Origin of the sequence: Sunxiuqinia elliptica (assembly GCF_900113005.1) — a bacterium.
In the GTDB taxonomy this organism is placed as follows: domain Bacteria; phylum Bacteroidota; class Bacteroidia; order Bacteroidales; family Prolixibacteraceae; genus Sunxiuqinia; species Sunxiuqinia elliptica.
In genome coordinates, this window is record NZ_FONW01000003.1 from 37081 (window position 1) to 51468 (window position 14388).

The window sequence follows — 14388 nt, forward strand, 5'->3', positions numbered from 1 at the left end:
AAGACACAAGATGGCTACTAATAAAAAGCAAGATAACTACAATCATCAGGGAGAGGAAGTCCCAAGGAAAAGCGCAATTCAACGAAGAACATTGCTAAAAGCGTTTGCTGGGATTCCTGTTTTAGGCCTGATGGGGCTTGGAGTTTTGCAAAAACGGTCGTTCGACAAACAACAACAGCATGCCATTGCTGACGAATTAGGATTAGGGAAGATTCGTTTGTCTCCGATTTCCAGGCATACTGCAAGAGAAAAGGGAGAATTAATCCGGATTGGAATTGTAGGCTTTGGCAATCGGGCTAATCAACTGGTGAATGCCTTAGGATTTATGCATCCGGAGGATATGGAACTGAAGCAAAAAAACGGTGCATTGGATCGCTGGCTTGGGCAGGAGTCTCTAAACATTGCCATTGTCGGTATTTGTGATGTGTTCGACCTTCATGCAGAAAGAGGACTGGAAGCAGCTGGTAATAGGATAAATTCTTCGGCTAATGATGTAACGCTTCCGGTTAAACGCTATCGCCATTATCATGAGATGCTGGCGGTAAAAGAGATTGACGCCGTTATTATCGCTACGCCAGATCATCACCATGCTCCAATGGCGATTGCAGCGGCAAAAGCCGGAAAACATGTTTATTGCGAGAAGAGTCCTGCTCAATCCGAAGATGAAATAAACGAATTATACAAAGTCATTAAAGCGAGTAAGATCACCTATCAGTTGGGGCATCAAATTCCTCAGAATTTTATTTTTCAGCAAGCCAAAGAAATCATTCAAAAGAATATCCTCGGAAAAATTAGCTTGATTGAAACAACATCAAACAGAAATACGGCAAGCGGCGCCTGGATCAGGCACTTGGATGATAAGGGACAAGCGAAACCGGGAGACGAGCAGTCAATCGACTGGGGGCAATGGCTTGGCGGAAAACCAAAAGTCCCGTTTTCCATTGATCGTTTTTATAACTGGACCAAGTGGTTCGACTATGACATGGGGATGATTGGCCAGCTGTTTACGCATGAGTATGATGCTGTAAACCAATTGCTGGGAATAGGTATTCCAAGGTCTGTGAGTACATCAGGCGGAATTTACTATTGGAAAGATAATCGGGAAATCCCGGATTTGCTTCATTGTGTCTTTGAATATCCAAACCATGAATTGACCATGTTGTACAGTGCGACACTGGCGAGTAGCCGTAATCGAGGGCGTGTTTTTATGGGGAATGAGGCTTCAATGGAACTGGGAAATGCGATCAATATTACGGTTGATTCCAACTCAACACGTTTTAAAAAGCAGCTGGAAAATGGAACGATTAGCCCTTCAGAACCCTTGCTTACTTTAAATCCCAACTCAGGGAATGTCGATGCGGTGACTTCGGCCACTGAAAAGTATTATTCTTCGCGCGGCCTCACGGATACCTATATTGATGGGAAACTGGTGGATGTGACTCATTTGCATTTAAAAGAATGGCTGGACTGCATTCGCTCGGGGGAAACGCCCACTGCAAACATTGAAAGGGCTTTTGAAGAGGGAATCACAATTGTAATGGCACATCGGTCATACCTTGAAAAGCGGACGGTTGAGTGGGATCCGATTTCCCGAAAAATCATTTAAAAGATTTTTATGCGAACAAAACTAATTGATCTGCTAAAAGTTATTGGCCCTGGTTTTATAATGGCTTCCGTTGTTTTGGGCCCGGGGAGCATTACCGTTGCCTCACGGATTGGTTCCGAGCATGGTTATTCTTTTTTGTGGGTGATAGTACTGGCTGCTGTTTTTATGATGGTTTATGCTTCCATGGGAACACGTTTGGGTGTGGTAAGTGAAAAATCAGTTTTGGAGGTTATTTCGCTAAGCTACGGACGTTGGTTTGCCGTATTGATTGGCCTGTCTACTTTTTTATCTACTTCGAGCTTTCAATTTGGAAATAACCTGGGGATCGGAATTGGAATGCAGGGAATTACCGGCATTGATGAGCGGGTATGGCCATTGATTTTTACCCCATTGGCGCTCTTGTTGCTGTTTTGGGCTAAAAACCTGTATAAAGTTCTGGAGAAACTGATGATGGCGATTGTAATGATTATGATTGTTGCCTTTATGGTGAATCTTATTTTGACTAAGCCGAACCTTGTTTCGGTTGGCATGGGATTTATTCCACGGGCTTTTTCGATTGGGCAGGTTGAAGTAATCGTGGCTTTAATGGCAACATCATTTGCCTTGTCCGCAGCGATCTACCAAGCCTACCTGGCCCAGGATAAAGGCTGGAAAAAAGAACAACTGTCCCGTGGATTGAAAGATACTTTTGCAGGAATTGCTTTTCTATCTACCATCTCCGCAACTATCATTATTACATCAGCTACAGCGTTGAAGCCACGAGGCATTGTGGTTAGCTCGGCCGCAGATATGGCTCAGCAAATGGATGCCTTATTTGGAGGCGTATCCAAAATCATTTTCAGTTTGGGACTATGTGCTGCGGCCTTTTCCTCACTCATGGTCAATGCTGTAATTGGCGGAGGCTTACTGTCTGATAGCTTGGGACTCGGTCGTTCCATGAATGAAAAAATGCCGAAGATCTTTACCGCGATCATTCTTTTACTGGGCATGTTTGTGGCAATTTTCTTTCGCGGAAATGTTATTTATGCTCTGGTGATGGCGCAGGCCTCTTCAATGATGGCTGTTCCAGCTATTGCAATTGGCTTACTGTTGGTGGCAAACCAGCGAAAACTTATGGGAGCACACCGCAATACGCTGCTTCAGAATGCAATTGCCATTATCGGTCTGATCTGTATTATGGTAATGATCTATTTTATGTATCAGAAATTAGAACAGTTTTTCAATGTCTTATAATACTCAGAAATCAGGGAGCAGGAAACTACCTGATGTGGTTCAATTAAGCCAGGAGCTGATTCGCTTTAACACGGTTAATCCTCCCGGCAATGAAGCCGAAGCAGCCCGTTACATCGGAAATTTACTTTCTGCCCATGGGTTTCAGGTTGAATACCCTGTTTTTTCAGATAACCGGCTGCATGTTGTGGCCGAAAAAGGACTATCTGCAGGTTATGCCCCAATTGTTCTGTCCGGTCATTTGGATGTTGTCCCGGTTGGAAAAGGAAGCTGGAAGTATGATCCTTTTTTAGGGGTGATCGAAGGAGACAAGATTTATGGTCGTGGAGCAAGCGATATGAAAGGAGGTGTTGCTGCTATGATTTGCGCTGCCATTAACTCCTTTAGGGAGACTAAACCGCTGGGAGGAGTTCGGCTTCTGCTTACCGCTGGAGAAGAACTGGGGTGCCAGGGCGCTGTTCAGTTAGCAAAAACGATAACAAGCCCGGTAAAGGCCAGCGCTATTATCGTTGGGGAGCCAACAGCGAATTTCCCGACCATTGGACATAAAGGTGGTTTGTATCTGAATGCATCAGCCCAGGGGAAAACAGCCCATTCGTCCATGTCAGAGCTAGGTGATAATGCGATTTATAAAGTTGCCCGGGCAATTCAAAAGATTGAAGAGATGACATTTGATGTTGAGTCGGATCCTTTGCTGGGCCTGACAACCCTAAATGTTGGTCGAATGAGCGGGGGAATGAATATCAACTCGGTGCCAGACTATGCTGAATTTTCCATCGACATTCGTTCAACTGGAAAGGTACGGCATAGTGAGATTCTGGATCGGTTACAGCAGGAGTTGGGATCAGCTATTCAATTGGATGTCCTGGTTGATCTTCCAGCTGTTCGTACGAATGAGCAAGATCCTTTTGTGGAGCTGGTAAATGCTGTCTGTCGTTCAAAAGTCAAGGGAATCAGTGGTGCAAAGGCATTGCCCTATCTAACTGATGGCTCTGTTCTTCAACAACTTTATGAGGGCGCTTCAACAATTATCCTGGGGCCCGGAGAACCCGAACAAGCCCATCAAACGAATGAGTATTGTAGTATAGACAAACTAGTGCAGGCAGTAGCCATTTACCAGGAAATTATAATCAGAAATGGAGAATTAAATCAATGAAACGGGGCATGGTTATAGGGTTACAAAAGAGGCTGGTTAAATCGCCCATGCAAGTTCCATAAAATGACATTCAATTTAAACTTATGAAAAAGTACCCGGATTATTATCAAAATGAAGATGAGTTGGAGAAGGCTCTTTCCAGACCATCCAGGGAAGTCGTTGAAATGATCAAAAAGCTGGATGGCGATTTGATCTTTCTGGGAGTGGCTGGAAAGATGGGAGTTTCCATGGCTCGGATGGCCAGAGAGGCTTGTTTGCAGGCAGGAATCGAGAAACGAATTATCGGAGTTTCCCGCTTTAGTGAGGAGTCGCAACGGCCGTTGTTGGAGGAGAGTGGCATTGAAACCTTGAAAGGCGATTTGTTGGATCTGGATTTTGTCAGGAGCCTTCCGGATGTGGAAAATGTTTACTACCTGGCCGGGACAAAATTTGGCACAACCGGGAATGAATCGGCAACCTGGGCTATGAATGCATACTTGCCGGGTTTGGTGGCTGATAAGTACAAAAACTCAAGAATCGTAGCTTTCTCCACAGGTTGTGTCTATCCGCACGTCCATTACCAAAGTGGGGGATCAAAAGAAACGGATTTGCCACAACCTATTGGAGAATATGCTCAGTCGTGCTTAGGACGCGAGCGGCTTTTTGAATTTGGTAGCCTGAAGAACCTTACTCCTGTTTCGCTGATCCGGCTGTTCTATGCCGTTGAAATGCGTTATGGTGTTTTGGTAGATATCGCCACCAAAGTATTTGAAGAAAAACCGATTGATATTACCATGGGCTATGTAAATGTGATTTGGCAGGGAGATGCCAATGCCATGATCTTACGGGCTATTGAATATTGTGAGAGTCCTGCAAAAGCCTTGAATATAACAGGCCCTAAATTACTCTCCGTTCGCGAAACTGCTTTGAAATTTGGCGAATTGATGAACAAGAAAGTAAGACTGACAGGAGTTGAAACAGAGACCGCTTTGTTGGGCAATGCAGAAGAATCCTTCAAACGATTTGGTAAACCGGAAGTAGGTATTGACAAACTGATTTTCTGGACAGCCCAATGGGTTGCAGGAAAGCATAGAGTCTTGGGGAAGCCAACCCATTTTGAAAACAGAGATGGCAATTACTAAACAACAATACGATGAATTATAGCAAAATACCTAAAGATGTCCTAACCCGCTTTCGACAAGGAGTGGTTATACCGGCACTCCCATTGGCTTTGAATAAATCACGGAAACTGGATGAACGTCGTCAACGTGCTTTGATGAGGTACTACCTGGATGCCGAAGCAGGAGGAGTGGCCGTAGCAGTTCATACGACCCAGTTTGAAATTCGCCTGCCCAAAATTGGCCTCTTTGAGCCAGTTCTGGAGATAGCTCGGGAGGAATTTGATAATTTTCAGCACCGAGCGCAAAAGCCAGTTATCCGGATTGCCGGGGTTATTGGGCGAACTGAGCAGGCTGTAGCCGAAGCCCGCCTGGCACTTAAAAATGGGTTTCATGCCGTTCTGTTAAGTATGGCGGCCTTTGCTGAAGATTCCAATACCGCTATTCTAGCGCATTGCCAGGCTGTAGCTGAAGTTATACCCGTAATTGGTTTCTACCTGCAACCGGCAGTTGGTGGACGAAAACTGGATGTTGGATTTTGGTGTGAATTTGCCCGGATTGAGAATGTGATCGCAATTAAAATGGCTCCGTTCAATCGCTATCATACGCTGGACGTGGTTCGTGGTGTAGTTGAATCTGGTCGTGCTGATCAGATTGCTCTTTACACCGGGAATGACGATAATATTGTGGTGGATTTATTGTCGGAGTATCAAATTCCGGTGAACTCAATAATACATTCCAAGCGTGTTGTGGGTGGACTACTGGGACACTGGGCCGTGTGGACTCGTGCTGCTGTAAACTTACTGGAACGCGTTCAGTCCGGGAAACTGGATCGTCATGTCAAAGAAGCTTTGGTGCTGGCTCATCAGGTAACCGATACGAATGCTGCGTTCTTTGATGTTGCCCATAATTTTGCAGGATGTATCGTAGGCCTTCACGAGGTTTTGCGTCGTCAGGGACTACTGGAAGGCGTCTGGACGCTTGATGAGCGGGAGGTGCTTACTCCAGAGCAGAAGGCTGAAATTGACCGGATTTATGCGGCTTATCCCCATCTGAATGATGATGAGTTTGTTGCTCAAAACAGAGATAAATGGTTGAGCTAGAAATTGAATAAATCACTCTTATAACTAGACAAGAATATATGGAAAAAATCGAAAGAGTAATTGCTCTCGATGTGTTTCGGGGAATAACCATTGCCGCTATGATCATGGTGAACCAGCCGGGAAGCTGGGACTTCAGGTATGGACAAATGAGTCATTCTGCTTGGCACGGTTGTACTTTAACTGACTTGATTTTCCCTTTCTTTCTTTTTATTGTTGGAGTCGCCATGTGGTTTGCATTCCAAAAACAAGAACAAAAACTTACACCTTCTTTAGTCAAGAAAATTGTTCGGCGTACCATCTTGATATTTCTTACCGGTATTTTTCTCAACTTGTCGAAACAACTAATGAGTACCGGAGAAATTAATTTCACGATGCTACGGATTACTGGTGTTTTGCAACGAATTGCTATTTGTTACGGTATTGGAGCTTTTATATGTCTGTTGCTCAGTTCGAAACAACTATTCCTGGTCTCAGGAGGTATTCTTGTAGGGTATTGGTGGGTACTTTGGTACTTTGGAGGAACTGATCCGTATTCTGCGGAGCATACGATTGTCAGTCAAATTGACGCTGCATTGCTGGGGCAGAATCACCTCCGAAGCGGACACCTGGTTGATGCTTCCGGATTGTTTGGCTCTATACCTGCCATAGTGCATGTTATTTGGGGCTATTTGCTTGGCCGGATTGTGAGTTTAAATATCGACCGAAAAGAGTTGGTCTTAAAGATGTTTATTTGGGGAGTTCCAGCCATTTTATTGGCAAAAATTTGGGATTATGTATTTCCAATCAATAAAATTCTTTGGACAAGTTCTTATGTTCTTTTCTCAACCGGAGCTGCTTTAATTACTTTGGCGTTTCTTGTCTGGATTATTGACGTGAACAACAAGCGAGGTTGGATTAGTCCAGTGATGGCCTTTGGTGTAAATCCTTTGTTTGCTTACGTTTTTGCTGAGCTTTGGGGAAGTGCCATGACTTACTTAATAAAAATCCCCTTGGATGGAGGTCTTGTTTCATTGAAGTACTACATTTTTAGCCAGCTTTTTGCTCCATTTGCTGGCAACTTAAACGGCTCTTTACTCTACTCAGCTCTAATCATGCTATTCTATTGGTCCATTCTTTGGGGCCTTTATCAACGAAAAATCTATATAAAGCTTTAAAAATGAAGATGTCATTGGCATAGAGTGAAGTATTGGGCGCCATTAGGAAGCTTCCTTTATGTTTTAAACTTATTACTGATGAAAAAAATAAAGTCGTTGTTCATTGTAGGTATTGTCTTGGTATTGACAATGAGTTGTTTGAGAATATTTGCAGAGAATAGAGAAATGTCTGATTTTAAAATCAAAGGATTTCATTTAGATCTGCGTATTCAGGTAATGAAGCCTGAGGCATTGAAAGCTTTTGCCAATGAACTGGCAGATTTCGGTATTAATACATTGATTATGGAGTGGGAGGGGACTTTCCCTTTTGATTCACATCCCTTGATTCCCAATAGATATGCTTATACGAAAGATGAAATACGGGATTTTGTAGCTTACTGTAAGGATTTGAATATTGATGTGGTTCCAATGCAGCAGAGTCTGGGACACCTTGAATATATTCTGCGGCATAACCGCTATGCCGGGCAGCGGGAAGATTCAAAGGATATATCTCAGATTTGTCCGATGAAGACCGAGTTAAATCGGGTTTTATTCACTGAGTTGTTTACTGAAATGGCAAGCTTACATCCTTCAAAATACTTTCATATTGGAGGAGATGAGGCATATCTTTTCGGACATTGCAATTTATGTAGTCAGCATATAGAAGAGGAGGGAAAAGCAAAACTGCTGTCGGATCATTTAAAGATGCTATGCGAGATTATTGTTTCATTAGGAAAGATTCCGGTTTTGTGGGCTGATATTGCGAATGAATATCCTGAAGAATTAGCCCAACTGCCCAAAGAAACAGTCTTTATAGTCTGGAACTATGGATGGGCTTATGATCGCTTTGGCGATCCAACTAAAATTATAGAGAAAGGCTTTGAAGTATGGGGTGCACCTGCCTTAAGAAGTCATCCCGACAATTTTTACCTGACCCGCTGGGAATACCATTTTCAGAATATACGTGATTTCATTCCTTTGTGTAGAAAGAATGGCTACAAGGGCATTGTAATGACTTCCTGGTCGACTTCCGGAATTTACTCAGCGGTTTTTGAAGATGAGAAAACGATTGCTGATTTGATCGCCGTTCGTAATGTTTATCCAATTTCCGGCTTTCGGGTTTTAATGGCTGCTTATGCGCAGGCTTTAACCCAGGACGAGAGCTTGGATGTAGATCAGTTCATGATAGCCTACAGTAGCGAGCGATTTGGTTTTACAAAAGAGCAAGCACTCCGGTTTTGGAAAGCTATAAAAGGAAAGCCTTACATGATTATTGATGGAAAAGTAGAAGGGGCAGAAGATGTTTCAGTAGAAGCTTTGTGGAATTCTTCAAAAGATAATCAAAAAGTACTGGCAGAATTGATGCCAACCAAAAATAAGGAAGAGTTTGAACACTTCAGGCTAATGAAGGCTATTCGTGAAAATTACCTGGCTTTTAGGGTTGTGGAGGAGAAGGTTAACGAAGTTGATTTCACTGTAGAAATGGTTCCCGGTATCTTGACCCATTTGGATGCAATTATCGCGAAAGACGCAGTGATTAGCAGACGTTTTCGTGAGTTGAACGAGGATTTGCTATACCCCTCTGAAATTGAGCAGGAAAATCAGGTGAAAATAAAACGGGTACGCTTGCTTTACGAGAGATTATTAAAAAGACGAAGAATACTTACAGGAGTTAGCGGAGAAAGAAATTAGAAGTCAAAAAATCGGTCATACCAGTCACAAAATGCTTTCACCCCTCAGGAAAAGTATTATATATTTGTAGAATTCCAAAAAAAGTGTGACTGCATGAAAATGGATAAGAATATTTGGGGTGAATTTAAAAAAGGTAATTCTGAAGCAACCTCTCATATTTATAATCGCCATGTTCAAATCTTGTATCGGTATGGCAAGAAAATCACCTCTGACAGTGAGTTGATTAAAGATACTATACAGGAATTATTTTTGGATTTAATTCGAACCCGACATAATTTAAGCGAATTAGATAACATCCAGTTTTATTTAATCAAGGCATTTCGCAGGCGTATTCTTGCGGAACTAAAGAAGAACACCTTGGTTGAGAAGATCGAGGATCGAACGTCTTCTTCAGAGTTGACAATCACTTACTCCTACGAGGAAGAGCTGATTCGAAAAGAGCACCTGACACATCGGGAAAAAATCGTTCAGAAAGGATTAAAAGCCTTGACACCGAAACAACGGGAAATTTTGTTTTATCGCTTCACCTGCAATTTTGATTATTCCCAAATTTGTGAGTTGATGAGTTTAAAATATGATTCAGCTCGTAAAATGACTTTTCGTGCTTTACAATCGTTAAAGCAATGTCTGTCAAAAACTGACTTCAATTTCTTTGTTATTCATTTTCAGTTATTTGAAATTTAATTATAAAATATTTTCATTTTTCTGTCCACAAAGTCGTACTTGCCTCCTTTATACTAATGTTTGATGGAATACTAAGAGACTTGTGGAAAAGAAATACTTAAAATATACTGCAGAGGAGCTTGCTCAGGATTTGAGGTTTATCCGTTGGGTAAACAAAGGCGAAAATGAAAGTCGTTGGAGGCAATTTGTCAATGAGTATCCGGACTTTGAGCTGAAGGTGAAGACAGCTAAAAAGCTGGTTCAACTATTGGATGATTCTCATCAAGAGCTGGAAAAACAGGAAGTAAATCGTATTTGGAAGAAGATTAGAGAAGGCGAACTTAATCAGCAGCATGGTAAACGAATTCAGCTTACTCGACTATTGAAGTATGCGGCAGTCTTGGTTCTGTTGCTTGCTCTTGGTGGAGGCGTTTCGTTCTTCTTTTTTTATGACTCTTCTGCGTACCATTTTTCCGGTTCTGAAATTGACATGCATTCGGCTCAGTCGAAACTTATTTTGTCGAATGGTAATGAAGTTGATCTTGAAAGAGACCATTCAACAATTGCGTTAAAGGATGAATCCATTAAGATTAATAACGACTCAATCATCAATTTAAAACAAAGCCAGCTTGAACTCGTCGAAGAAAAGCTCAATGAAGTGGTGGTCCCTTATGGAAAGCGGACAGAGTTGGTATTGGATGATGGGACCAAAGTGTGGTTGAATGCGGGAAGCCGGTTTGCCTTTCCTGCTAAATTTGCCGAAGATTCCAGAACCGTTTACCTCGAAGGAGAAGCTTATTTTGAAGTGGCTCATAATCCCCAAAAAGCTTTTCTCGTGAATGTTAACAAACTTCAGGTACGTGTCCTCGGAACCCGCTTTAATGTGTCGGCATACAATTCTGACGAGACCATTGAAACTGTTTTAATTGAAGGGAAAGTAGCCATCAAGGAAAAAAGCAAGTTAGCCGCATTTAAGAAAGACATTTATCTGGAGCCCAATCAAAAAGCCATATTTAATAAAGACAAAAGGAATAGTGTCGTTTGGGAAGATTCCAAAGTGGAGAACGCAATTGGCTGGGTGAATGGATGGTTTAGCTTTTCGCAAGATAATTTGTTCCATGTTTTCAAACGACTGGAGCGTTATTACAATGTCCAGTTTCGTTATGACGAGAGTTTTATGTCTAACGAATTATTAACTGGAAAATTGGATATGAGTGAATCGTTGGATGAAGTATTGAGCTATATTACAAACATGTCTGCAGTCGAATTCAGAACCGAAAAAGATATTATTTATGTGACTAAAAAATATAATAAAATACCATTGATTAATAAATAGCAAAAAGCCGAGAAGTCCCTCAACTCCTCGGCTTTATAAGTAAACTACTAATAAATAGTAATTTTTAAACGTGTAACAAAGTTATGAAAAAAAAACGTTTTGAGATGCTTTCTCTTAGGGAAGGTATGTCTAAAATCTTCTTAAGGATGAAGATGCTGTGTGTGTTTATTTTAGTGGCAGTAGCTACTGCCACGGCTAGTAATACTAGCTATTCGCAACAAACAAAGTTCAATTTAAAATTGAATGAAACGACTGTCCTATCTGTTTTTCAGGAAATAGAGCGGAATAGTGAGTTTATTCTATTTTATGATGAAAACTGTGTCGATGTTAATCGAAAAGTAAATGTTAGTGTTGAAGATGAAACTGTTGAGTCAATTTTAGCTCAGTTGTTTGCGGAGACAGGAAACATCTATAAGGTTTTTGATCGACAAATACTTGTTTTAAAGGCGGAGAAAAATAGAGACTTTTCGATGCTGTATGGAGATGGTTTGGATGAACCCAATGTGCCAACAGAACGGAAAGAAATATCGGGAATGGTTGTGAATACCAAAGGAGAGCCAATTCCTTTTGTGAACGTGGTTATAAAAGGTGCGACTATTGGTACAGCGACTAACGAAAATGGGCAATACCGGTTGTCTGTAAATGGCGATGTTACGCTAATTTTTAGTAGTATGGGCTTCAAAGATTATGAAGTTAGCACGAAAGGAAAGGAGCGCATTGATGTCGTCTTGGTTGATGATAATATCAGTGTTGGCGAGGTCGTTGTTATGGGGTACAACGAAATTGAGCGTAAGCACTTGGCTTCATCTGTTCAAACCGTAGATATGGAGAGAGTTGAAAATCGTCCGATTTTTAAATTACAGGAAGCATTTAGTGGAACGGTAGCTGGAGCAACGCTTTTACAAGGAAGTAATCTGCCAGGAAGTGTTCCCGGAACGATATCTATTCGCGGGTTGAGCACGCTTCAAGATGCAGATCCATTGGTCATTGTTGATGGCATCGAACAATCTTTAACAGATATTGACCCAAATCAGATTAAAAGCATTAATATATTAAAAGATGCTGCATCGGCATCAATGTATGGCTCAAGAGGAGCAAACGGCGTTATCATCATTGAAACCAAGCGTGGCTCTACTGGAGAGTTTAAAGTGGACTTGCACAGCTGGATAGCCATTCAACAACCTATTGATTTACCAGATTTTGTCAATTCAGCAGATTACATGCGGTTGAACAATGAGGCAAAGGAATTGCAGGGTCAAACAAAGCTATTCACAGAAGAAGAAATAGTGTTAGCAGACAAAGGGGAATATACAAATACCGACTGGTTGGATGAGATCATGCAACGCACTGCTTATTCTCATAACACAGCAGCTAATATTTCAGGTGGAGGTGGTGTTGGTACGTTTAACTTGATGCTAGGCTATGTTGAAGAAAATGGATTGAATGATATTGAAGGAACCAATAAGTTTAGTGCGCGTTTCAATACCAATATTAATATTGCTGATCGGTTTGTCCTTCTTGCCGATTTTTACGCCCACAGGCTACAAGTAAACCGATTGTATGCCAACGACGATGGACATGGCCTTTACAAAGTAGCTTGGAGAATGAATCCAACGTTAGATATTTTTTATGATTCCGATCTTGAGGATCATTATATCTTACACAATAACAGGAACCCGGTAGCATCAATTACCCACGGAGGAACAAAAAATTACCTACACGACAGAAGTACCATAAACTTGCGTCCTCGTTATTACATCAATAAAAATCTTCATATCTCTGGAAATGTTTCGTATATGATTAACAAGTCGGCCGATAAACATAAGCGCGAAACATTTAAGTTTTACGATGGTGACGGTAAGCCTGTTGATGTTTGGGATAATGAAGTAGGTGCTTCTCAAGGAGTAAGTGTCAGCCAGGTAACTGCCAGGGGACTAGTGAACTATGAGAATGATCTGCGTCAGAAGAAAGACAAAATATATCTCGTATTGGGATCGGAGATGATGAATTACATCTATACAGATTATCGGGAGATCTCAAAATCATCTTTCTTTACAAAATTGAATTATTCATTCGATAATCGTTACCTACTGGAAACCACATTTAGAACGGATGGTAGTAGTAAGTTTGCTCCTGGAAACCAATGGGGATTTTTCCCTTCGGCATCGTTAGGATGGAATGTCCATAACGAAAGTTTTATGGAGTTTCTAAAAACAAGTGATATTGTAGATCAACTCAAAATAAGAGCTTCTTATGGATTAATTGGAAATGAGAATGTGTCACCCTATTTGTGGCAAGAAATTGTCAATAGATGGGGGTGGACCATGCGTGTTCCTAATCCAGATTTTACTTGGGAAAAACAAAAGCAAACAAACATTGGTGTAGATCTAACGATTTTAAAGAAAAAGTTGAACCTGACTTTTGATGCTTACAAAAAGCATTCTTATGATCTAATTTACTCAGATTTTCCGGTTCCTCCACTTACGGGATCATACTATTTAACTTCCTCTGTTAATATTGGAGAAGTGGAGAATAAAGGTTGGGAGTTGTCTGCAAGGTGGTCTGATCAAATTAATGATTTTTCCTACAGTGTAGGTGCTATGGTTTTTGATAATAGCAATAAGGTGTTGAAAGCTGGTTACACAGAATCGGACACCTTGATTTTTAAGAATAACGATGATAAAATTTGGTATCGAGGTATTTCAGTGGATAACTACTATGGTTATGAAAGTGATGGATACTTTAATAGCCCGGAAGAGATTGAAGCGACAGAGGCAAAACTACCCAATACCCTTCCTGGTGATATCAAGTATGTCGATCAAAATGGAGATGGAATTATTAACGATAAAGATAAAGTCAATTTAGGAGATCCTTTCCCTCACTATAATTATTCGATTAATATTGACTTACGCTATAAACGTTGGGATTTCTCGATTTTAGGACAAGGGGTTGGAAAACGAACTGGGCGCTTGAATGGACAGGAAGGATACCCTGTGTTAATGGATGGATCCAGTAATAGTTTAGGAGCTCCACGACAGTACTATATGGATAATCGTTGGACGCCTGAGACGCCCAATAGTCGTTTCCCTCGTGTATGGACGGGCTCCAGTACAAATGCAGTATTGAGTGACGTGTGGCTTAGCGATGCATCCTTCTTTAGGTTTAAAACAATTCAGTTGGGATATTCTATTCCTAAGGTAGGCAAGAGTATTCGGAATGTACGTTTTTATATAAATGCCCAAGATGCGATTACTCTCACTAGTTGGGACGGTTTGGAACCTGAGCGCAATGGAGGAAATGGAAATTACCCTCGAATGGCAACCTATAGTTTTGGTGTTAAAGCAACAATTTTTTAATAAGCAAACGGATTTA

Annotated in this window: 10 protein-coding genes; all 10 read left to right on the plus strand. The window is 41.4% G+C overall.

Going from position 1 to position 14388, the window contains the following annotated elements:
• Nucleotides 1–10 precede the first annotated feature (10 nt).
• The 10 genes from BM156_RS08620 to BM156_RS08665 all read left to right on the plus strand — a co-directional run bounded on the left by BM156_RS08620 (nucleotide 11) and on the right by BM156_RS08665 (nucleotide 14372).
• The gene (locus BM156_RS08620) at nucleotides 11–1606 is read left to right on the plus strand and encodes a Gfo/Idh/MocA family protein (RefSeq protein WP_093919463.1); all 1596 of its coding nucleotides are present in this window, start codon (nucleotides 11–13) and stop codon (nucleotides 1604–1606) included.
• Nucleotides 1607–1615: 9 nt separating this feature from the next.
• Nucleotides 1616–2839 (plus strand): Nramp family divalent metal transporter, encoded by a 1224-nt coding sequence (locus tag BM156_RS08625; protein WP_093919464.1) that lies wholly within the window; start codon nucleotides 1616–1618, stop codon nucleotides 2837–2839.
• A complete protein-coding gene (locus BM156_RS08630; protein WP_093919465.1) occupies nucleotides 2829–3992 on the plus strand; it encodes a M20 family metallopeptidase in 1164 nt (387 codons plus the stop codon). The genes BM156_RS08625 and BM156_RS08630 overlap by 11 nt, the downstream gene beginning before the upstream one ends.
• Nucleotides 3993–4075: 83 nt before the next feature.
• Nucleotides 4076–5113 (plus strand): NAD-dependent epimerase/dehydratase family protein, encoded by a 1038-nt coding sequence (locus BM156_RS08635; RefSeq protein ID WP_093919466.1) that lies wholly within the window; start codon nucleotides 4076–4078, stop codon nucleotides 5111–5113.
• A gap of 11 nt (nucleotides 5114–5124) precedes the next feature.
• Nucleotides 5125–6192 carry a dihydrodipicolinate synthase family protein gene (locus tag BM156_RS08640; protein WP_093919467.1) on the plus strand — a complete coding sequence of 356 codons (1068 nt, stop codon included), beginning with the start codon at nucleotides 5125–5127 and terminating at the stop codon, nucleotides 6190–6192.
• A gap of 38 nt (nucleotides 6193–6230) precedes the next feature.
• Nucleotides 6231–7346 carry an acyltransferase family protein gene (locus tag BM156_RS08645; RefSeq protein WP_093919468.1) on the plus strand — a complete coding sequence of 372 codons (1116 nt, stop codon included), beginning with the start codon at nucleotides 6231–6233 and terminating at the stop codon, nucleotides 7344–7346.
• Between the two features lie 78 nt (nucleotides 7347–7424).
• Nucleotides 7425–9017: a beta-N-acetylhexosaminidase gene (locus BM156_RS08650; protein WP_212733465.1), complete on the plus strand. Its 1593-nt coding sequence runs from the start codon at nucleotides 7425–7427 to the stop codon at nucleotides 9015–9017.
• A 93-nt stretch (nucleotides 9018–9110) separates the two neighbouring features.
• Complete coding sequence (locus BM156_RS08655) at nucleotides 9111–9701, plus strand: RNA polymerase sigma factor (RefSeq protein WP_093919469.1); 591 nt, start codon at nucleotides 9111–9113, stop codon at nucleotides 9699–9701.
• A gap of 82 nt (nucleotides 9702–9783) precedes the next feature.
• Nucleotides 9784–11016 carry a FecR family protein gene (locus tag BM156_RS08660; RefSeq protein WP_093919470.1) on the plus strand — a complete coding sequence of 411 codons (1233 nt, stop codon included), beginning with the start codon at nucleotides 9784–9786 and terminating at the stop codon, nucleotides 11014–11016.
• Nucleotides 11017–11162: 146 nt separating this feature from the next.
• Nucleotides 11163–14372 (plus strand): TonB-dependent receptor, encoded by a 3210-nt coding sequence (locus BM156_RS08665; RefSeq protein ID WP_212733466.1) that lies wholly within the window; start codon nucleotides 11163–11165, stop codon nucleotides 14370–14372.
• Nucleotides 14373–14388: the final 16 nt, after the last annotated feature.